Annotated in this window: 18 protein-coding genes; 9 read left to right on the top strand and 9 right to left on the bottom strand. The window is 66.3% G+C overall.

Annotated elements, in window-relative coordinates; translation table 11 throughout:
• Positions 1-91 precede the first annotated feature (91 nt).
• Both OG804_RS22670 and dnaA read right to left on the bottom strand, forming a co-directional pair.
• Positions 92-673 carry a putative glycolipid-binding domain-containing protein gene (locus OG804_RS22670; RefSeq protein WP_328389661.1) on the bottom strand — a complete coding sequence of 194 codons (582 nt, stop codon included), beginning with the start codon at positions 671-673 and terminating at the stop codon, positions 92-94.
• A gap of 49 nt (positions 674-722) precedes the next feature.
• Entirely contained in the window at positions 723-2,924 is a 2,202-nt protein-coding gene (dnaA, locus tag OG804_RS22665; RefSeq protein WP_328389659.1) for a chromosomal replication initiator protein DnaA, read from the bottom strand.
• A gap of 573 nt (positions 2,925-3,497) precedes the next feature.
• On the opposite strand from dnaA, the gene rpmH reads away from it, so the two are divergent.
• From rpmH to rsmG, 6 genes are all read left to right on the top strand, one after another.
• Complete coding sequence (rpmH, locus tag OG804_RS22660; protein WP_280468670.1) at positions 3,498-3,641, top strand: 50S ribosomal protein L34; 144 nt, start codon at positions 3,498-3,500, stop codon at positions 3,639-3,641.
• Between the two features lie 105 nt (positions 3,642-3,746).
• Positions 3,747-4,151: a ribonuclease P protein component gene (gene rnpA, locus OG804_RS22655; protein WP_328389654.1), complete on the top strand. Its 405-nt coding sequence runs from the start codon at positions 3,747-3,749 to the stop codon at positions 4,149-4,151.
• Positions 4,148-4,495 (top strand): membrane protein insertion efficiency factor YidD, encoded by a 348-nt coding sequence (yidD, locus tag OG804_RS22650; RefSeq protein WP_328389652.1) that lies wholly within the window; start codon positions 4,148-4,150, stop codon positions 4,493-4,495. Before rnpA ends, yidD begins: the two co-directional genes overlap by 4 nt.
• 4 nt (positions 4,496-4,499) lie before the next feature.
• Entirely contained in the window at positions 4,500-5,591 is a 1,092-nt protein-coding gene (yidC, locus tag OG804_RS22645) for a membrane protein insertase YidC (RefSeq protein ID WP_328389650.1), read from the top strand.
• A 79-nt stretch (positions 5,592-5,670) separates the two neighbouring features.
• On the top strand, positions 5,671-6,216 hold the full coding sequence (locus OG804_RS22640) for a Jag family protein (RefSeq protein ID WP_328389648.1): 546 nt from the start codon (positions 5,671-5,673) through the stop codon (positions 6,214-6,216).
• A gap of 185 nt (positions 6,217-6,401) precedes the next feature.
• Positions 6,402-7,148: a 16S rRNA (guanine(527)-N(7))-methyltransferase RsmG gene (gene rsmG / locus OG804_RS22635; protein WP_328389646.1), complete on the top strand. Its 747-nt coding sequence runs from the start codon at positions 6,402-6,404 to the stop codon at positions 7,146-7,148.
• A 637-nt stretch (positions 7,149-7,785) separates the two neighbouring features.
• Here the strand turns inward: rsmG and OG804_RS22630 are convergent.
• The gene (locus tag OG804_RS22630; RefSeq protein ID WP_328389644.1) at positions 7,786-8,169 is read right to left on the bottom strand and encodes a hypothetical protein; all 384 of its coding nucleotides are present in this window, start codon (positions 8,167-8,169) and stop codon (positions 7,786-7,788) included.
• Positions 8,170-9,046: 877 nt separating this feature from the next.
• On the opposite strand from OG804_RS22630, the gene OG804_RS22625 reads away from it, so the two are divergent.
• The 3 genes from OG804_RS22625 (at position 9,047) to OG804_RS22615 (ending at position 12,015) form a co-directional block, all read left to right on the top strand.
• On the top strand, positions 9,047-10,003 hold the full coding sequence (locus OG804_RS22625; RefSeq protein ID WP_328398627.1) for a ParA family protein: 957 nt from the start codon (positions 9,047-9,049) through the stop codon (positions 10,001-10,003).
• A 57-nt stretch (positions 10,004-10,060) separates the two neighbouring features.
• Positions 10,061-11,077 (top strand): ParB/RepB/Spo0J family partition protein, encoded by a 1,017-nt coding sequence (locus OG804_RS22620; RefSeq protein WP_328389642.1) that lies wholly within the window; start codon positions 10,061-10,063, stop codon positions 11,075-11,077.
• Between the two features lie 218 nt (positions 11,078-11,295).
• Complete coding sequence (locus tag OG804_RS22615) at positions 11,296-12,015, top strand: GNAT family N-acetyltransferase (protein ID WP_328398625.1); 720 nt, start codon at positions 11,296-11,298, stop codon at positions 12,013-12,015.
• Between the two features lie 24 nt (positions 12,016-12,039).
• On the opposite strand, the gene OG804_RS22610 is transcribed toward OG804_RS22615, so the two are convergent.
• From OG804_RS22610 to OG804_RS22585, 6 genes are all read right to left on the bottom strand, one after another.
• Positions 12,040-13,233, bottom strand: a complete 1,194-nt coding sequence (locus tag OG804_RS22610) for an N-acetylmuramoyl-L-alanine amidase (RefSeq protein WP_328389640.1) — start codon at positions 13,231-13,233, stop codon at positions 12,040-12,042.
• Positions 13,234-13,408: 175 nt separating this feature from the next.
• The gene (trxA, locus tag OG804_RS22605; protein ID WP_328389638.1) at positions 13,409-13,741 is read right to left on the bottom strand and encodes a thioredoxin; all 333 of its coding nucleotides are present in this window, start codon (positions 13,739-13,741) and stop codon (positions 13,409-13,411) included.
• A 38-nt stretch (positions 13,742-13,779) separates the two neighbouring features.
• Positions 13,780-14,769, bottom strand: coding sequence for a thioredoxin-disulfide reductase (gene trxB, locus OG804_RS22600; RefSeq protein ID WP_328389636.1), 990 nt, complete (start codon positions 14,767-14,769; stop codon positions 13,780-13,782).
• Between the two features lie 88 nt (positions 14,770-14,857).
• Positions 14,858-15,721: a hypothetical protein gene (locus OG804_RS22595; protein ID WP_328389634.1), complete on the bottom strand. Its 864-nt coding sequence runs from the start codon at positions 15,719-15,721 to the stop codon at positions 14,858-14,860.
• A gap of 131 nt (positions 15,722-15,852) precedes the next feature.
• Entirely contained in the window at positions 15,853-16,476 is a 624-nt protein-coding gene (gene sigM, locus OG804_RS22590) for an RNA polymerase sigma factor SigM (protein ID WP_328389632.1), read from the bottom strand.
• Positions 16,477-16,690: 214 nt separating this feature from the next.
• On the bottom strand, positions 16,691-20,509 hold the full coding sequence (locus OG804_RS22585; protein ID WP_328389630.1) for a murein biosynthesis integral membrane protein MurJ: 3,819 nt from the start codon (positions 20,507-20,509) through the stop codon (positions 16,691-16,693).
• Between the last annotated feature and the right edge of the window lie 133 nt (positions 20,510-20,642).

Here is a 20,642-nt window from a genome sequence, read left to right as displayed (position 1 = left end):
GAAGAGCTTTCCCGTATCCCGGGTGCGGCCGGCGCTCCGGCCGGAAGATCTCGGACGGTGAACGGGCCGGATCGGTGCGCGACTCGGTGACTCAGGCGACGCGAACCGCGATTCCGGGATAGCTCAGGACCAGACCCGACTCGTCGTAGGTCAGGCGGCAGGCGAACCCGTAGGCCGGCGCGGTGTAGTCGTAACACTGGTAGGCGCCCTGATCCGAGGTGCGCAGATAGTCCTGTTCCAGTCGCATGACCGACAGGTCGTCAGTGCGAAGGTAGGCGGCCGGCGCGGCGGCGCGACCACCGACGGGCAGTGCCAGACGGTGCACGGGTAGCGCGTTGGTCAGCGCCGACGATTCCAGGTCCACGTCGAGGCAGCCGTCGAGATGAGGGGCGACAGCGCCGTCGACCAGCCAATGCCCCGCGCCGTCGGCCTCGAGCAGTACGGCGCGCCGTCCCGTCGCCGACAGGCCGGTCGCCCTTGCTGTCCGGGTGAACCAATCGGCGTCCAGGGTTATCTCGTATTCCACGATCCAGGTCCGCCCGTCCTCGACGGCCGTGGTGCAGCCCTCGATCCGGTATCCGGTGCCGACGGTGTGCAGATAGACGACCTCGAAGCCCGACCGCGCGTCCAGATGCGACCAGGCCGCCGTCACCGGTATTGCGGCCCACGACACGACAGCTCCACCTCCGGGCGGACCCGCTATTCGGCGGCGGCCCGATCTCCTACCGGGAGCGCTGTTTGATCCGGGCGGTTAGCTCCTGGACCTGGTCGTACACCCGGCGCCGCTCCGACATCTCCTTGCGGACTTTCTTTTCCGCGTACATGACCGTCGTATGGTCACGCCCGAACGCCTGTCCGATCTTCGGCAGCGACAAGTCGGTGAGCTCACGGCAGAGATACATGGCGATCTGCCGGGCCTGTGCGAGTGGCCGCGCCTTACCCGGGCCCGTCAACTCCTCCATCGAGGTGTTGAAGTACTCGGCCGTGACACCCATGATCGTGGACGCGGTGACCTCGACATCCTGGGATTCGGGCATCAGATCACGCAGCACCACCTCGGCCAGCGACTGATCCAGTGGTTGCCCGTTCAACGACGCGAACGCGGTGACCCGGATCAGCGCGCCCTCGAGCTCGCGGATATTGCGCTCGACCCGGCTGGCGATCAGCTCCAGGACATCGTGCGGTACATCGAGCCGGTCCATCCGCGCTTTCTTGCGCAGGATCGCGATCCGCGTCTCCAGCTCCGGCGGCTGTACATCGGTGATCAGACCCCACTCGAATCGTGTGCGCAGTCGCTCCTCCAGCGTGGCCAGCTGCCTCGGGGGGCGATCAGAGGACACGACGATCTGTTTGTTCGCGTTGTGCAGGGTGTTGAAGGTATGGAAGAACTCCTCCTGGATACCTTCTTTGCCCTCGATGAACTGGATATCGTCGACCAGCAGGATGTCGGTCTCCCGGTAGCGGCGTTTGAAGGCCACCTTCCGGTCGTCGCGCAGACTGTTGATGAAGTCGTTGGTGAATTCCTCGGTGGAGACGTACTTGACCCGCATTCCCGGGAACAGTCGCTGCGCGTAGTGGCCGGCGGCATGCAGGAGATGAGTTTTGCCGAGTCCGGAGGCGCCCCAGACGAACAGCGGGTTGTAGGCGCGGGCCGGAGCTTCGGCGATGGCCACGGCCGCCGCATGGGCGAATCGGTTGGACGCGCCGATGACGAACGTCTCGAAGGTGTACTTGGCGTTCAGACTCGCGGCCGGTTTGGCCCTGTCGTCGCCGTCGGGCGATTTCGCGAAGAAGGTGGGCCAGGAATCCCGGACGTTGACAACCTTCTCGTCCTCATGGTGTACATCCGGTTCCGCGTCGCTGCCCGAATCGCGGACGCTCTCGCGGAGACTGTCGCGATCGGGGTCCCGCATCGGATCGCGCGCCGCGACATCGGCGGCGAGGTCCGGGGCGAACAATGTTTCTTGAGCCGGGCGGCCGGTGCGCCGCGAAGGAGCCATCGGATCGAATTCGGGACCCGGTTCCCGGGCGACAGGTGCGGTGCGCTCGCGGCCGCTGGTCGGATCCGCGATATCGGCGCGGTTCGCGGGGTAGGGCGCGCGGTACTCGCTCGGCGGATACTCCCGCTCCCGCTCATAACCCGGGTCTCGCGTGTAGTCCGCCCCGGGCGCGTACTCGCGCGGGTAGGTCCGCGGGGCCGGATAGGGCTCCCGGGGCGGCTCCTCTGCCACCCGGGTGACTCCGGGGTCGGTCGGGAATTCCGTGCCGTGCGGCAGCTCGGGCAGCGTCGGCCGTCGCACGGGTTCCGCACCGATCGGATCCGATCCGCGCGGGAGTTCGCCGTTGAGCGGCAGTTCGGCCTCATGGGAGAAGCCGCCGCGCGGGAAACGTGGCTCGCCGGAGGGTTCGGGAGTGCGCGGGTAACCGGGGTCGCGCTGGTACCCGCGTGCCGGAAACTCGCCCCCGTCGGATTCCCGGATGCTGTCGGCCGGCCAGGCGGGCTCGGCCGGGCCGGCCGCCGGAAATGTATTCGGCCGGGTACGGCCGGGGGGAAAATGTTCCGGCCGGGCGGTGGCCGACTCCGGCCGGCTGGTCATCCGCGGATTCCGGGTCGGCCCGTTGTCGGGACCGGTCGGCAGCGGCGCGGCTATCCGAACCCCGAGGCCTTCCACCTGTGGCCCGAGCCGTCGGCCGAGTGATCGGAGGATGGGTTCGCGCAGATCGCGTTCGATGGCTTCCTGGGCGAGCGAGGACGGAACCGAGAGCAGAGCGAAGCCCTGTACGACCATCAGCGGTTTGACCAGTTTGAGCCAGGCTTGCTGAGCTCGGGTCACCGCGCCGATGCCACCGTCGGGCGAACCGGTGGTCAACTCCGCGACCACCTCCGGCCACACGGTGGCCAGTACGTTCTGCTCGTCGTCCATCCAGTGTCCTCCCCGGGAGTCGGTTGCTCGGCGCAGACGTCCGGGGCTCGCGGTGCGTCTACTGTACTGGTTTCGTTTCAGTGACACCGCATACGTCCGCACCACCAGATCTGCCGTATCCCGTGGATACGCGCCCGGGGACGCTGCCCGGAGTCCCCGATCTCCCGGCTGCGGCATAGCACCTTCGGCCCTACGAATATGCCATTCACAGGGTATTTCCACACAATTATCCACAGATGGGGACAATCTCGGCGGACCACCGTTCTGGTCGCGTGCTGCGCCGGAGCGATGGCAGGCGCACGACCTGCGAGCCTGTGGCCCACCACGATCGTACGGTGATCATCGCCACCGCGACCCGGAGTGCGCCGGGTGCCGGCGGCGTCCGCGGATCGCCGCGACGGGGGCGAGTTTGACCGGGTAGAACTGGGTAAGTACCCTCGTACAGTCACCCCCGGCGTGGTGATTGTTCTGTGCTGACCGTTCGCCAGAACCACAATGCCGGGCAGACATCATCAGAATCACCGAAAAGCTTCGGGTGCCGCTGGGCATCCACCAATTCGAGGAGTGTTGACCGTGGCCAAGGGCAAGCGGACGTTCCAGCCGAACAACCGTCGTCGGGCGCGGGTCCACGGTTTCCGTCTCCGGATGCGGACCCGTGCGGGTCGCGCCATCGTCTCCGCGCGGCGCCGTAAGGGCCGCGGCTCCCTCACCGCCTGATTTCCCGTCGAATTCGGTGTCCGATGCCGGGTCCGCCGAACCCCGTAACCCGCGCCGCCGGTAACCCAGCCGGATCGGCGGCTTTGACGAACCCCGGACTTCCGGGTGCTTCCTGAGCCGCACCGGCTGCACGATCGTGCCGATTTCTCCCGAACGGTACGACGCGGCCGGCGAACGGGAAAGCGGGATCTGGTTGTGCACGCCCTGATGGACCACCCGGATATGGCAGCGACAGACGCGCCAGTTCGTTTCGGTGGTCCGCGCTTCGGGCTGATCGTCAGTAAGGCGGTGGGAAATGCGGTCGTACGACACCGCGTGGCCCGCCGCCTGCGTCATATCTGCGCCGAACTGACCGCCGACGTCTCCGCCGAGGTGGATATCGTGATTCGCGCACTACCCGGCGCCGCCACCGCCGATAGCGGCGAATTGCGCCGGCAACTCGAGAGCGGCCTGCGCAAACTCGGTATCCGGCCGGCTTCCGCAGCCGCCGGCCGCGGTGCATCACAATGACCGGCCGACGTTCACGCGCGGCTGCTCTGCGCCGCTGGCCGGCGAATATTCTGATCTTTCTGATCGAGCTGTACCGGACCTACGTCTCCCCCACTCGGATGCCGGTGTGCCGATTCACTCCGACCTGCAGTGAGTACGCGGTCACCGCGCTGCGCACCCGCGGCCTGGTGGTCGGCCTCGGATTGACGGTCGCGCGACTGGCCAAATGCGCCCCCTGGCACCCTGGTGGATGGGATCCCGTGCCGGAGCGGCGGCGCAGCGTCAGCCACGACGATCCGCGGCCCGAAGCTTGTAAGGGATCACCGCACGCGGTGATCGGTGACACTACCGACGGGAGTGCATAGCGCCGTGCTCGATTTCATCTATTATCCGGTGTCCTGGATCCTCTGGTTCTGGCACCGGGTCTTCGGCTTCGCCTTCGGGGCGGACAACGGCTTGTCATGGGCGTTGGCCGTCGTGTTCCTCGTCTTCACGCTGCGCCTGGTGCTCTACTGGCCGTTCGTGAGGCAGGTGCGTACCACCAAGCAGATGCAGGAACTGCAGCCGCAGATCAAAGAGCTGCAGAAGAAGTACAAGAACGATCGCCAGAAAATGGCGACCGAGATGCAGAAGCTCCAGAAGGATCACGGCTTCAATCCGCTCATGGGTTGTCTGCCGATTCTGGTTCAGGTGCCGGTGTTCCTCGGGCTTTTCCACGTGTTGCGATCGTTCAACCGGACCGGACACGGGTTCGGTCAGATCGGTATGGACCCCTACACCAACGCGCACACCCCGAACTACGTCTTCAACGCAGACGATGTGCAGTCTTTCCTCAGCGCTCGTATCTTCGGCGCCCCGATCTCGGCGTTCATCACCGCGCCGGCCGACGAACTGCTGGCATTCGCCGACTACGGCGGGGTCCCGAGCAAGGTGAGCATCGCCGCCGTGGCGATCCCGCTCATGATCATCGCCGCGATCGCCACCCACTTCAACGCGCGTGCTTCGGTCGCCCGGCAGAGCACCGAGGCCGCGGCCAACCCCCAGGCCGCGCTGATGAACAAGTTGGCGCTGTGGGTCTTCCCGTTCGGTGTCCTCGTCGGTGGCCCGTTCCTGCCTATCGCCATCCTGCTCTACTGGGTCTCCAACAACATCTGGACCTATGGGCAGCAGCATCTCGTCTTCGGCCGGATGGCCAAAGAAGAGGAAGCCAAGCGCCAGGCCAAATTGGAGAAGCAGTCGCAGAACGCCCCGAAGCCGGGGGCGAAACCGGTAGACACCACCAAGAAGAAGGCGGGCGGTGACGCCGATGCGGTGGACGACGCCGGGGCCTTGGAGACCAACGGTTCGGCTCCCGATAAGCCGGCCGCCAAATCGGGCGGCAAGCAGTCGAATCAGCGTAGGTCGAGTGGGCAGAAGCGACCTGGTAATCGCGGCCGCGCCAATCAGAAGCGTCGGCGCTGAACCACTCCCCCAGACCCCATGTGATCATGATTCCGGGCGGTGGGCCGATCGGAATCCGGCGAGCAGATAAAGGAAACATATGACTCTCGAGACCGAAGGCGGCGACGCCACCGTATCCACGACCGTCGTGGAAGCGGACTCCGATGACGGGGTGAGCGACGCCGAGGAGGCGCTCATCGAAGAGGGTGAGATCGCTGCCGACTACCTCGAGCAGTTGCTCGATGTGCTCGACTTCGACGGCGATATCGATCTCGACGTTGAAGGCGATCGCGCGATCGTGAGTATCGACGGAGGTGACGATCTGTCGAAACTGGTCGGCCACAGCGGTGAGATACTCGACGCGCTTCAGGAACTCACCAGGCTCGCGGTGCAGCAGTCGACTGGTATCCGGAGCCGGTTGATGCTCGATGTGGCCGGCTGGCGGGCGAAGCGTCGGGCGGATCTGAGCACACTCGGTGCGGCGGCCGCGCAGCGCGTGCTGCAGACCGGTGCACCCGAGGAACTCGCGCCGATGACTCCGTTCGAGCGCAAGATCGTGCACGACGCTGTCGCGGCGATCGACGGCGTTGCCAGCGAGAGCGAGGGCGTGGAGCCGAACCGCCGGGTGGTAGTCGTACCGGAGTAATCCGGTCGGTCCGGTACGTGCGGTATCCGGGCGGTCAGTGGTTGGATAGGGCCCGGGTCTCATGGACCCGGGCCTTTTCCGTATCCAGCGCCGGACCGGGGCGCCCCTGCTCCTGCGGTGCGGCACTACGGTGGAAGACCCGAGAATTGGCCCATTGGGGCTCGTAGTCACGACCACACAGAAGGGTGTTTCACGTGAAACCAGATCTCGGCGATTCGGAGCCCGGGCCGCCGGAGTCGCTGCCACCGGCCGAGGCGGAGATCGTTTTCGGTGACCGGGTGGAGTTGGCGCGTGACTATTGGACCGCCCTCGCGACTGCTGGAGTGGAACGTGGATTGATCGGCCCGCGGGAGGTCCCGCGACTCTGGGAGCGGCATATTCTCAACTGTGCCGTTGTCGGCGAACTGATCGGCGAAGGCGCATCGGTGGTCGATATCGGCAGCGGTGCCGGCTTGCCCGGAATCCCCCTAGCCCTCGCTCGGCCGGATCTTCGCATCGTCCTGGTCGAGCCGTTGTTGCGCCGGACCGTTTTCTTGAAGGAGTTCATCGACGCGGCCGGGCTCGGGATCACCGTGGTCCGGGGTCGCGCGGAGCAGCCGGGCGTCATTCAGGAGGCGGGCGGCGCGGATGTGGTGACGTCCCGGGCGGTGGCTCCCCTGGCCCGGTTGGCCGAGTGGTCGATCCCGCTGCTTCACGACCACGGTCATATGCTCGCCCTCAAAGGCGCCAGCGTCGCCGAAGAGTTGGATCGCGACCGCGCGGAGGTCGAACGAGTCGGTGCCGGCAACTTCACCGTACTCGAGTGCGGCGCGGGAATCGTCGAGACGCCGACCATGGTGCTATCGGCCGAACGTCTGCGCCGATCGGAGCGCTCCCCCAAGAAAGCGAGTAGGCGTATCGCCCGCGCGGAGCGGCGGGTCGGTCGCAAGTAGGACTACGTCCCACTCCCCCGGGCATACGGCAAGGGAATGTTTCCCGTGAAACATTCCCTTGCCGTAGTTGTAGCCAGAGGCGATCATCCTCCCGGAGTCCCGGAGTCCCGGAGTCCCGGAGTCCCGGAGTCCCGGAGTCCCGGAGTCCCGGAGTCCCGGAGTCCCGGAGTCCCGGAGTCCCGGAGTCCCGGAGTCCCGGAGTCCCGGAGTCCCGGAGTCCCGGAGTCCCGGAGTCCCGGAGTCCCGGAGTCCCGGAGTCCCGGAGTCCCGGAGTCCCGGAGTCCCGGAGTCCCGGAGTCCCGGAGTCCCGGAGTCCCGGAGTCCCGGAGTCCCGGAGTCCCGGAGTCCCGGAGTCCCGGAGTCCTGGAGTCGCGGAGTCCTGGGGTCGCGGGGTCGCGGGGTCGCGGGGTCGCGGGGTCGCGGGGTCGCGGGGTCGCGGGGTCGCGGGGTCGCGGGGTCGCGGGGTCGCGGGGTCGCGGGGTCGCGGGGTCGCGGGGTCGCGGGGTCGCGGGGTCTCCCCGGTAGATGTGCACGGGACCAGCGGGTGCTGGACCAGGATGCCGCCAATATCGGGCAGGTCTGGCCACAAACTCCCCGGCATAGCGGGTTCACGGGTTTGATTGATGGGCAACGTACTTCAGCGCATGCGGTTCATTCTCTGGTCTGCATCTGCAGGGACGGTGGTGACCGCGGCGCGGTGTTGTAGCGGGCCGCGGCGTAGTTCCTGTGGGCGCCGGCCGATCGTGCGTGCGCCGAGGGTGATCGGACTGCCGATGCGATCGGACGGCAGCTCTTCGTCGGTGGCAGGCTGCTCCGCGCTGCATCCGCGGGCGACCGGGTAGGCGAATGTGATCGGACCGGCGGGCGGCAAATCGGCGATCTGACCGGTGATCACTTGGACGAACGGCTCGGTGTCCCCGCCGCCGGGATTTCCCGCTCGCACCAGACCCTGCGGTGGCAACAGCCCGTGCACAACCACAGGCAGCATCAGCGGGCTGGCGAGGATCAGCAGTCCTGCCACGTGATAGCCGTGCGGGGCTGGTGGCCTCTTGATGGGCGTGGTCAGCCCTCGGCGGACGGCCGCTGTGGACGTGGTCGATACCCAGTGCTGCGCGGGTCGCGAGGGTGACTTACCTCCGGCCGTGTCCTCGCGTCTATCCGGATCGGCGAGCCGTTCTGTCAGCCGACTGGACCACTGAACCTTGCCCGGCTCGTGTCGGGTGGGCATCGAACCCTGCGCACTGAACGTCACTGTGACATTAAGGTCTGGTGTCCAGGGGTCCGTGCAATGGGTGGAGCATGGGTGTCGACCATCGAGGCTGGTCGATGATGCCACTCTGCGCGCCTCTCGTTGGGGCGACAACCGACCGACGGGCCACCCTCGAGACGGATGTTCGACGACACTGCGGCCCGGCTGCGTTGCCGACCGTCCAGCGCTCGTGCACCGATGTTTCCCGTGAAACATCGTCAGTCGACTCGGCTGAACCGGTCATCGTGCCACCGAATTGGGAAACTTACGCGTGTCATGGGCGCGTCGCCGCGATTCAGCTTTCTAATCGCGCCTGCGGCTGGCAAGCTAATGAACGTCGGGCGTGAGCTTCGGTGCCACGGAGAAATCTTGGTGTTGCAACGGTGAAGCTCCGCTCGGTCGACTGGCGGCTGAGCGTCAGCGTCGGAGGAGGTAGCTTCGCGTGACCACGCATCGTTGCGAAGCTGTCCGGTCCGCGCATAGGCGCCGCGGTTGTCGTCACAGATCAGGATTTCGATCAGGAACGGCTTTGTTGACGACACGACGCCGACGTCCGTCAGGCCACGTGATCTTGCAGTTCTCGCGTTAGGAGCGGTCTATGTCGAGCGGTTCAGCGAATGTTTCACGGGAAACATCACGCGTACCGGGAATGCTGGATGGCAGCAATATCGGTCCGGAAGCATTCGGGAGTACGCCGTACGGCCATATCTCCCCTACCGAGACGCCGATTGCCGCCGAAGCGCACCGCGCTAGCCAGCTAATGCATCCAGGAAAGGTGACAGTGCCGAAACCGCATGAGCAACGCATCATCACCGTGGCCAACCAAAAGGGCGGGGTTGGGAAAACCACGACAACGGTGAATCTGGCTGCAGCCCTGGCGCACCAAGGGATGAAGGTGCTGGTGATCGATCTGGATCCGCAGGGCAATGCCAGCACCGCGCTGGGGGTCGAGCACCACTCCGGGGTGCCGTCGACCTACGAACTGTTGATCGGCGAGATCAAGGTCCAGGACGCGATCCAGCAGAGCCCGCACAGCGATAATCTGCTCTGCATTCCCGCCACGATCGATTTGGCCGGCGCCGAGATCGAGCTGGTCTCCATGGTTGCGCGCGAGGCCCGACTCAAGGGCGCCATCCAGGAAGCCAATATTGCCGGGTACGACATCGACTACGTCATGATTGATTGCCCGCCTTCGCTCGGGCTGCTCACCATCAACGCCATGGTCGCCGCGCGCGAGGTACTGATTCCGATCCAATGTGAGTACTACGCCCTCGAGGGTGTGGGTCAGCTGATCCGGAATATCGGCCTGGTGCAATCGCATCTCAACCCGGAGTTGCATGTCTCGACGGTGGTCCTCACGATGTACGACGGCCGTACCAAATTGGCTGACCAGGTTGCTGAGGAGGTTCGCAGTCACTTCGGTGATGTGGTGCTGCGCTCGGTGATTCCGCGCAGTGTGAAGGTCTCCGAGGCGCCCGGGTACGGGATGACAGTGCTGGATTATGATCCGGGCTCCCGCGGCGCCATGAGCTATCTGGATGCCGGCCGGGAGATGGCCGCACGCGGTGCGGTGAAGTACGCCGTCGCGGCGGATGGCGCGGAGTGAACGGATCGGGTGTGATCGGGTGTGGTTGTGGACGCGGGCAAGGGAAAGGGTAGGCCGGTGAGTCAGGCGAAAAAGGGCGGGCTGGGACGCGGTCTTGCGGCATTGATTCCGACGGGCCCGGCGCCTGTCGCCGCCGGGTTGGGGACTGAGGCGGCCAACGCCGTGATCGGCTTGGACCCTGGACCCCGACCAGCGTCGACCTATCTGCATCAGGTGCCCGAGCCTCCCCAGGCCCCGGATCTCGCCTCGGTAGGCGATGCCGTCTATCGCGAGATCGCACCGGACCGGATCGAGCCCAATCCGAAGCAGCCGCGTCAGTATTTCGATGATGAGGCACTCGCCGAACTCGTTCATTCGGTTCGTGAGTTCGGGCTCATGCAGCCGATCGTGGTCCGCGAACTGGAATCCGGCGGCGACCGCTATCAGCTCATTATGGGCGAGCGCCGTTGGCGGGCCTGCCAGAAGGCCGGGCTCGAAGCGATTCCGGCCATCGTCCGTGAGACCAACGACGACGCGATGCTGCGGGACGCGCTACTCGAGAACATTCATCGCGTCCAGCTCAACCCGCTCGAAGAGGCAGCCGCCTATCAGCAGTTGCTGGAAGAGTTCGGGGTCACCCAGGAGGAGCTCGCCGCTCGGCTCGGCCGTTCCCGGCCTGTGGTGACCAATATGATCCGGTTGCTGAAACTGCCTATTCCGGTGCAGCGGCGGGTGGCGGCCGGTGTGTTGTCTGCCGGGCATGCTCGGGCACTTCTCGGTTTGGAGGGCGGAGCCGACGCACAGGAAGTACTCGCGGCTCGGATCGTTGCCGAGGGACTTTCGGTCCGGTCCACCGAGGAGTCGGTGAAACTCGCGAACAGGGAGCAGGAGCCGCCCAAGCCGCCGGCACCGAAGCGGCCGCCGATCCACTCCCCTGGCTTACAGGATGTTGCCGAGAAATTGTCGACATCGTTCGATACTCAGGTTTCGGTGAGTCTCGGCAAGCGAAAGGGCAAAATTGTGGTCGAGTTCGGAAACGTGGCCGATCTGGAACGGATCGTCGACCTGATGCTCCAAACCGCGCTCGAGAATTGAAATTGTGCCGCGTCTACTGCGCGACCTCTCCCTCGGAGAGGAAACGTCACTGTGACAGTGGTGTATTGCGGGAGTCATTGCGCGGCGACAGGCATGGACCGAAGACCACGGTGACGCGAGATGAGGCAGGTTCGCTTGATCGCATATTCTGGCTGGCGAGAAAACTATGATGCGGCGTGAGCGTAGACGAATCGGATAGCTGGAGGCTGAGCAGAGCGGTGTCGACCAGCGTCACAGGACTTACCTTGGAGAGCATCAGCCGACTACCGGCGCATGCTCGACGCTGTGTGTTCTGGGAGATGGACCCCGCGGTGGCCGCGGATTCCTACAGTTTCAGCGACCCGGGTTTCGAGAAGGAAGCCTGGATCTCGACCGTGATGCTCGAGTGGGGTTCCTGCGGACAACTCGCGACCGTCGACGACAAAACCGTCGGATGTGCGCTCTACTCACCCCCACGAGTCGTTCCTCGCGCCGGCCTCTTCCCCACCTCGCCCGTAAGCCCCGATGCGGTCCTGCTGACCACTCTCGGCACCGAGTACCCCGACCTGGACGGCGATATCGCCTACCGACTGGTGCAGGGGGTCGTTACCGATCTGGTCCGGCGTGGCGTCCGGGCGCTGGAAGCCTTCGGCATCCGGGGGGCGCCGGCGAGCACTGCCCTCTCCGATCGGCCCACCGGGACGATGCGGCTGATGGAACGGATCGGCGCTCCCGATCGCCGACGGTCCGGCGTGGACTGCAGCCCACAGAACTGCATGATCGAATCCGATTTCCTGGAGGAAGTCGGATTCGAGGTGGTGGCACCACACCATCGCTTTCCACGGTTGCGGCTGGAACTCGACTCCGACCACGGCTGGAAAGAGGACGTCGAACACGCCCTCGATCAGCTGCTCGCCGCCGCGTCCATGACCGTGCCGACTCGGGTACTCACCTTCTGAACCAGACCCGGGCCGGGGAATTCGCTATCCGCTGTCGGCGGCGGCGAGTTCCTCGGCCAGCAGTTCGGCGAAAGTGTATGTGCCGGTGGGCTGATCGTCCTGTCCGAGCAGGTAGAGACGTTTTACCGAGATCAGGATCGCTTCTGCGATGACATCGCGCATCCGTGGGCTGGCCAGTACCGACGCGTCGTACTGGTTGGTGACGTAGCCGAGATCCACCTGAACGGTAGGCATCTTGGTGAGTCGCAGCAGGTCCCAGGTGCGCGGATGGGTGCGACAGTCCTGCAGCGAGGTTCGTGCCACCACCTCGCGCTGGATGAACCCGGCAAGCACCTGCCCGATCATGGAGACCGAGCCGTGCGAGTTGCCGAAATAGAAGCCGGCGACCCCGTTGGCCATCGGGCTGGAGTTGGAGGCGCAGCGTAGCGAGATCATCAGGTCGGCGTCGAAGGCGTTGGAGGTTTCGGCGCGCTCCACGTCGGTGGGATTACTCCCCCACGGCCGCGACAGGAAAGTTTCCATCCCAGTGGCGGCCATCCGGCCCTCCAGTCGGCTGGCCAGATCCCACAGCATCTCCGATTCGTACACGTCCCCGTACTCGGCGGGTACGGCTCGGCCGCGGTGGTCTCCACCCAGACCGGGGTCGATGACGATGCGCTTACCGGTGAGCTGCGGCCCAGCCCGGTGCACCACTTCTTCCTCCGCGATCCGGTGCGGATTTCCGCCGGTGACCCGCGCCCCGAGCAGTTCCAGCGAACGCAAAGTGTCCGGACCGCAGATACCGTCGGCCGACAGTCCGATCTCGCGTTGGAACGACGTCAGCCCCTCGTGCGTGTGCGGACCGAAGAATCCGTCGACGCGGTGCACATAGAAGCCGAGGTCCTGGAGACGCCGCTGGAGTGTCGCGACGTCATCACCGTAGAGCGGTGCCGAGAGTTGGTAGATGAGGGTGCGGGCGCCCAAACGGTAGGACGCTTCCTTCAACGCGCGGTAGGTCGCCGGACCGACCACACCGTCGACCAGCAAACCGCGGTGCTGCTGGAATGCGCGCACCGCGGAGTCGAGCTGATAATCGAAGGTGGCTTCGGTGTCTTTCCAATATTCGCCCGCGCCATCGGTGTCCACGCCGTTGTGTGCGTGCAAGAACCCCAGACTTGCCAGGGTGCTCCGAACCTCTGCTACGGCTGGACCGGTGTCGCCGTGACGAAGTCGGTGCATGCGTGAGGGCCCTTCCTTCCGTCAATCCCGGGTACCCACTCATGCGACGGCCTACACCCTCGCACGACGGAGCGTGGTCGATTCTGTCAGACCCGGACCGGGATTCGACAATCTTGGTCAGGGCATACTACGGCGCGTCGCCGTGTCATGGCCGCCTGATGGCGTAATCGAGACGTCAGATAACGTCCTCGAGTTCGCGAAGGAGAGCGGCCTTGCCCTTGGCTCCGACGATCTGTTTCACCGGCTTGCCACCGGCAAACAGGATCATAGTCGGGATGCTCATCACCTGGTAATCGCGAGCGGTATCCGGATTGGCATCGATGTCCAGCTTGGCCACGGTGAGTTTATCGCCGTGCGAGCCCGCGATCTCCTCCAGCACCGGGGCGACCATCTTGCACGGGCCGCACCAGGTGGCCCAGAAATCGACCAGCACCGGCTTCTCACTTTGCAACACCGCATCCACGAACGATTTGTCGGTGACGGTGACCGTGTTGGTGCTCTCGGACATGGGTGTTCTCCTTGATCTCCGGGCGGGTTCGCCCCGGGTCAGTTGGCTGCGGGAACGGCGATCGGCTGATCGGCGTGCGGCAGCGTATTGCTGGTGATATCGCCTTTTTCGGCGAGCCAGCGTTCGGCGTCGATCGCGGCTCGGCAACCCGTGCCGGCGGCGGTGATCGCCTGCATGTACGTGTGATCCACCAGATCACCGGCGGCGAAAACGCCGTCGACGGTGGTCGCGGTGCCCGGATCGCGCACCTGCACGTAACCCTCGGTGTCCAGATCGATCTGACCGCGGACGAGTTCGCTGCGCGGGTCGTGGCCGATGGCCACGAACAGGCCGGTCGCGGCGAGTTCGGAGGTTTCACCCGTGCGGGTATCGCGCAGAGTCAACGAGGTGACACTGGTTTCGCCGTGCACTCGGACCACTTCGGCGTTGGTGTGGAAGCGGATCTTCTCGTTGGCCTTGGCCCGTTCGAGCATGATGCGCGAGGCGCGGAATTCGTCGCGCCGGTGCACCACGGTGACGCTCGCGGCGAACTTGGTGAGGAAGATCGCCTCCTCCATTGCCGAGTCGCCGCCACCGGCCACTACGATGTCCTGGCCCTTGAAGAAGAAACCGTCGCAGGTGGCGCAGGCGCTCACACCGCGGCCGAGCAGGTCCTGCTCACCGGGGACGTCGAGATACCGGGCCGCCGAACCCATGGCCAGGATCACCGCGTACGCCTCGTACACGTCGTCGCCCACCGTGACCTTCTTCACCGGTCCGCTGAGGTCGATCGCGTCCACGTCTTCGGTGCGGATATCGGCGCCGAACCGCTTTGCCTGCTCACGCATCTGTTCCATGAGGTCGGGGCCCATGATGCCGTCGCGGAAACCCGGAAAGTTCTCCACCTCGGTGGTGGTCATCAGCGCACCGCCGAACTGGGTGCCCTCGAACACCAGCGGCTGGAGTTCGGCGCGGGCGGCGTACACGGCGGCGGTGTAACCGGCCGGTCCGGAGCCGACGATGATCAGGTCGCGAACTGGCGTGCTCATGAGACCCTTCCAGGAAAGCTAGCGGGGACGATTCGGTCAACAACAGGGTAGACGCGCTTTGTTCCCCGCTCTCCGCCCCGCCATCGTGCTAGCCGATATCCGTTGCGGTCATGAACTCGGGGCTGCCCGGCGCGCAGCCCGGGCCGACCACCAGAGCGGTGATCTGGGCACCGTTACGCCCGCCGACCAGGATGAGCACCGACTCTCGCCCGCGGAAGTTCATATCGGAGGATCCGAGCACAGGACGTTCGATCCCGTTGGCCCGGACACACGCCGCGAGCGCCGCGGGGTCGGCCAGCCGACCGCCGACATCGTGACGACCCAGTGTGCGGAGCGCCACGGCGGTATCGAGCCCGGCGGCCGGTTCGTCGCCCTGGGAGGGCGGAGCGGCGATCGGCGCTGTATCGCGCTCGGGATCGCTGATGAACAGCGCGGCACCGGCCGCGATCACGATCGCCGCCGCGGCGGCCAGACCGGCCGCGATCCGGCGCCGCCGGCGACGGGCGTCCAGGGAGATCGGCGCCGAGACCCCGGCGGCCTCCGGAAGTGTTCCGGGACTTGCGTTGTCGGGCGCTGGGACGAGGGACGCGGGCCCGGCGGGGAGCTGTGGGGGCGGAGGATCCGAAGGGGCCGGCGACCAGCCGCCCAGCGGGTCGGTGATCTCTACCGGCCAGGCCCCACCGGAGGAGTCGTTCGGGGCCGAACCCAGCGATTCGGCCAGCGCGTCGAGCCGTGCGGCGATATCGCCGGGGATCGGCCGGGTGATCCGCTCGGAGGATCCCAGGCCTGCCAGGGTGTCACGTACCTCGTCGAGCGAGTCCAGATAGCGTTTGGCGTCCGGGTCGCGCTGTACGGCGGGCCACAGTCGGGCGCTGAGCTCCGGGTCGATATTTCCGGCGTGCAGATCGGCGAGCAACTCCGCCGCGAAGGGAGGTTGCGGAATAGGGCTCATGACCTGCACACCTCCAATGCTGCTGCGTCCATCTGACTCGGGTACCGATTCCTGCGGCCGGTGTTTCTGTACTCCCTCGGGTACATACCGTTCGGGAGGGAAAATATTTCACTGATACTGACGCGGCGGGGTTACATCTGGTTCCCCTCCGCGTACAACGAATCCAGCTCCGTTTTCAGGCGCTGGCGGGCGCGCGCACATCTGCTCTTGACCGTACCCACCGGAACGCCGAGCATCTCCGCGGCGTCCGCGACGCTGTACCCTTCCACGTCGACCGCGACCACGGCCGCCCGCTGATCCGGTGGCAGCTGGAAGAGCGCGCGTTCGAGGACGATCGAGATGTCCACCCGGCCGTAATCGTCTGAGTTATCCGATATCTCGGGCCAGACCTCCGGTGGCAGGAAGAGCGCGGGCCGGGCGCGGTTACGCCGGATCCGGTCCAGGCAGGCATTGACCACGATTCGGTGCAACCAGGTGCGCACTCCGGATTCCGCGCGGAAAGAGCCCGCGTTCCGGTGCGCGGAAAGCAACGCCTCCTGCAAAGCGTCGGCCGCGTCCTCCGGTGTGTAGCAGACTCGGGCAGCGGTCTGCCAGAGGTGATCGTTGTGCCTGCGGATCAATTCGGCGAAAGCATGCGGGGCGCCGTCGGCGTGGGCCCGGAGCAGATCTATATCGCTTGTCGCGTCCGGCTGGGATTCCCCTGTTCCCGCCGTACCTGTCCCTGCGCGACCCCCCGCGTTCAGTTCGGACGACAATAGCCAACCCCTTGGACAGCGCTCGCGACAGCTTCGACGGCCGACACCCCGATCCGACAATTACTGTGTGTAGGCAGCGTGCGGAATCGTACCCCTGATCCCACCGGGCTCCCTGCTGAGAGCGCGGATCGCGATCATATCCCGGCAACTCGTTCGGCGGCAACCGTTTTCGGCTCGGTCCCTCTGGGCAGGGCCGACTGATCTGACGCACCGATCAGGGTTTCGCCTCGAATCCGAGTTCGGAGATCGAGCTCTGGAACTGTCCGCCCGAATTACCCAGCCCGGTGACCCAGATCAAGACGTAGCGGGCGGACTGATCGGTGTGTATCGGTACCTCGGTGACGCCGTCACCCAGCACCGCCGTGCCGACCAATTGGGTCTGGTCCAGCGTGGCCGCCTCGGTCGGCGAAGTGCGGATCTCGACGGAAGTCCCCGGGGTCGAGGAGGTGATCGCCACCTTGGTGAGGGTCGCCGGCGCGGGCAGCGTGGCCAGCAGCCCGACCCCCTTCTTCAGCGCCGGGAACTGCTGGAAGTACTGATCGGTACCCCAGGACGTAGCCGGATCGCCGTCCATTGTCGCGGCCGCGCCGCCGGGATCGTCCGGGGTGCCCTCCGGGGAGAACACGACCATTCCGCTAGCCGGAACCGGCACGCCGTCGGCCGCGGCGGGGGCCGGGGACGTGCCCTCCGATGTCCCCGATTCCTCCGGTGCGCGACTTGTGGTGAGGCCGATGACCTGCTGTTCGTTGAGCGGCTCGCTGGAATCGCCCGGCGCGAAAACACTCACCAGCCACCAGATGACGATCCCGACGACGAGGGCGGTCAGGATGCCCAGGGCCACCATGATCCACATCATCCGCTGGGACTTCTCGCGTTCGGCGGCGAGCAGTTCGGGATCGGCCAACGATTCGTCGACCGGCGCGGGGGCACGCTGGCCCAGGCGCAGCACCGGAATGAAATCGGTCTTCTGATCGACCACCGATGCCTGCTCCAGCACATGCTGGACGGTGGCCGCGGTCCGGACACCCTTGTTCGGCTCCAGTGAGCGCACCGCCACCGCGGAGATCTCGAAGGGGACCTCGGGCCGGATCTGGCGGGGTTCCACCGGGGTGCCGTCGGGACCGAAGTCGGCCGGGTACAACCCGCCGACCGTGACGGCGCTCCCGCTCACCCCGGTCTGGCGCAGCGGCCAGCGCGCGGTCATCAGTGCGTACAGCATCGCGCCCAGGCCCCGGACGTCGCTCTGCGGATCGGCGTCGCCCAGCGTGCCGGGGAAGGCCAGCACCGCATCGCCGGACGCACTGATGCGGATCCGGTCGGGGTGGTCGATGGAAAGCGCGCCGCCGCTGCGGTGCGCCATTTCCGTGGCCGAGGCGAGGACGCGGATGGCGCGGGCCGCGCCGATCGGAGACGGGACGGTCTCGGCCATCTCGCGCAGCGATCGGCCGGGAGTCCACTCGGCCACCACGATGCCGCCGGAACTACCGCGCACCACGTCCAGGACCCGGGCCAGGCCCGGTGAATTGATCCGGCCCAGCCGCAGGGTGCGGGACAGGATCGCCTGCGGTCCGTCCTGACCGGAATTACCTGCTGACTTCTGATCCGCGTCGACGAAGGTCAACGCGACCTCACGATCGAGTTTGATATCGAGCGCCTGCCAGAACCGCAGCCCACGGGCCCCGCCGTGGCCCGCCAGCAGCCGGTAACGGCCGCCGGCGACCGAGGCGCCGGGGATGAGCTCGGGCCCGCGCTGGACGCGGCTGGACCGCGTTATCGGCGGCACCGGGATCATGCCGGTGTCGTAGACCGGATCGGTGGCCGATACGGTCGCGCCGGTCTGATGGAGATGCTCGTCCGACAGATGATCGTCGGGATCCTCCGGTCGGTGTTCCTGGCCCGATGTCGCCGCGAAACCGGTGGCATCCTCGTCGTCGGGATATGGTCCCGGACCCGGCGGGTGGGTGGAATCGGGCGCGGACGGTCCCGTGACCCCCCGCCGGGTGTGCGGGTCGCCCGGCTCCGTCTGTTCCGGGGGAACATCGGTGGACAGGCGGCCACTCGCCGAATTCCCGGGAGAATCGGCGGTTGGGTCGTCGCCCACCGCGTCGTCGCTCACCCTCGGACCTCCTTCGCCCTGGTATGCCGCAACTTCGGCGGTCCTGCCTCTTGTGCTCGTCTGCCGAACAGGGTACGGGAACTGGCCCGTGCCGGTGCGCTCAACCGAGTCCGGCCGGATCACCGGCAGCACCATTGTGCTCTGCGCGTCCATGGTCCCGTCGAAGCCGGAGTACGCGAGATACGGGTCGGGGCGATGCATGATCCGAGTGGCGTACTCGTCCTCGGCGGGTCCGAGGTCGATTTCCGGAGCCGGCGGGGTGATACCGAGACGCCGCGAGATCGCCACCGTGATCGCTACCACCTCGGGGATACCAGCCAGGCGCATCAGTCCGAAGGCCACCGCGAACATGACGATCGCCGTGATACCCACCCGGATGAAGGAGCCGGGACCACCGAGAGATTCGGTCAGCCGGTCGAGGCCCATCACCCGGTCCGCGATCAGCATGGTCGCACCGCCCGCCAGGGAGGCCAGCAACACTCGGCTGACGGTTCGTCCCACATTGGCCATCCGCAGATCGCCCAAGCTGCGGTGCAGCAGATAGCCGCCGATCACCGCGCCGGTGGTGAACCCGAGACCGGTCGCGATCCCGAGCACGATCACCACCTGTTCGCTGCTGTCGGCGATGAACGGGGCCAGCGCCGAGAACAGGATCTTGATCGTGGTGATCCCGAGAATGATCCAGGTGGGTGTCCAGGCCTGCTCCCGGGCGTAGAACACCCGCAGATGAATCAGCACCAGCGAATACGGGATCAGGGTGAATGCCGAGAAACTGACCGCGGTGCCGAGCCGGGAGGCGTCTTCGGCGAAGCGGGCGTACCCGAAGAGCGCGTCGCCGACCTGCGGACCCGCGACCGTCAGGAAGGTGACGATGGGGATCAGCGCGATCATGGTCAACCGCGTAGCGGCGGACAGATCGTCGACCACCGCGGGAGTGTCGTCGTTGGCCGCGTTGCGGCTGAGCCGGGGCATGATCGCGGTGAGCAGCGTGACGCCGATGACGCCGTACGGCAACTGGAGCAGCAGCCAGGCGTTCTGGTAGATCGCCGGCCCGGCCTCATCGGCCTGGGAGGAGATGTTGTTCGCGAAAATGCCGCCGATCTGGCTGATCAGCACATAGAGAATGATGGCGCCGGCCATGGTGCCGAACTGTTTGAGCCGGGCGTCCATACCCCACAGCGGGCGCAGATCGATACCCTGGCGGCGGATCGCGGGCAGCAGGCTGGCCGCCTGCGCGATGACGCCGAGAGTTACGCCGCAACCCAGGACGAGCAGTTTCGGATCGCTCATCCGCACCGGGTCCAGGGTGATTTCGCCGGGCGAGAGCGCGTACAGGCCGAGGACGACCAGCACCACGACATTGTTGAGCACCGGAGCCCATGCCCCCGGCTTGAAGGCGCCCCTGGTGTTGAGGATGGCCGTGAACATCGCCGACAGGCCGTAGAACAGCACGGCGGGCACCAGAAGGAAGGTCAGCGCGGTGGTGAGTGCTGTGTTGACCTTGCCTTCGGAGGAGACGAAGACATGGGTGGCCAGGAGCGGCGCGGCCGCCGTGGCCAGGATCGCCGCGGTACCGAGGATCACCGAGGCCGCGGTGACGAGCCGCCGGATGAAGGCGGCGCCGCCGTCGGAATCCTCCTGTTCGGCCCGGACCAACGTCGGTACGACGATGGCTGTCAGCACGGCGCCGAGCACCAGTTCGGCGATCATATTGGGGATCAGGCTGGCGGAGGTGAACGAACTGGCGATCGCCGGACCCAGGACCGTGAGCAGGAGCAGCTGTTTACCGAACCCGGTGATTCGGCTGATCAGCGTGGCGATCGCGATCGAGCCGGAATCCTTGAGCAGCTTGGTCTGACTGTTGTCGGTCTGCTCCGTTGAGGTATCGGCGGAGGGCTTCTCGGCGACGGCGACCATGGCCCCGGTACCCGGCCTGTTGCGGCTGGGAACCGGGGCGTCGCTCCGAGCTGCCGGCACGGGGCGGGCGGCCTCGCGGCCGGGCGTTACCTGCCGGAACGGCTGGGAGGGCGGCGCCTGCCGGTGCGGTGGC

Origin of the sequence: Nocardia sp. NBC_00416 (assembly GCF_036032445.1) — a bacterium.
In the GTDB taxonomy this organism is placed as follows: Bacteria; Actinomycetota; Actinomycetes; order Mycobacteriales; family Mycobacteriaceae; genus Nocardia.
The sequence above is the reverse complement of the archived record's forward strand: the minus strand, read 5'-3'. Positions and strand labels throughout refer to the sequence as shown.

Coding starts and splice junctions, on each gene's coding strand:
- trxA (WP_328389638.1), bottom strand. CDS start 13,741: ATGTCCGAGAGCACCAACACGGTCACCGTCACCGACAAATCGTTCGTG.
- OG804_RS22595 (WP_328389634.1), bottom strand. CDS start 15,721: ATGAGCCCTATTCCGCAACCTCCCTTCGCGGCGGAGTTGCTCGCCGAT.
- dnaA (WP_328389659.1), bottom strand. CDS start 2,924: ATGGACGACGAGCAGAACGTACTGGCCACCGTGTGGCCGGAGGTGGTC.
- trxB (WP_328389636.1), bottom strand. CDS start 14,769: ATGAGCACGCCAGTTCGCGACCTGATCATCGTCGGCTCCGGACCGGCC.
- OG804_RS22610 (WP_328389640.1), bottom strand. CDS start 13,233: ATGCACCGACTTCGTCACGGCGACACCGGTCCAGCCGTAGCAGAGGTT.
- yidD (WP_328389652.1), top strand. CDS start 4,148: ATGACCGGCCGACGTTCACGCGCGGCTGCTCTGCGCCGCTGGCCGGCG.
- OG804_RS22625 (WP_328398627.1), top strand. CDS start 9,047: ATGCTGGATGGCAGCAATATCGGTCCGGAAGCATTCGGGAGTACGCCG.
- OG804_RS22585 (WP_328389630.1), bottom strand. CDS start 20,509: ATGGTCGCCGTCGCCGAGAAGCCCTCCGCCGATACCTCAACGGAGCAG.
- OG804_RS22640 (WP_328389648.1), top strand. CDS start 5,671: ATGACTCTCGAGACCGAAGGCGGCGACGCCACCGTATCCACGACCGTC.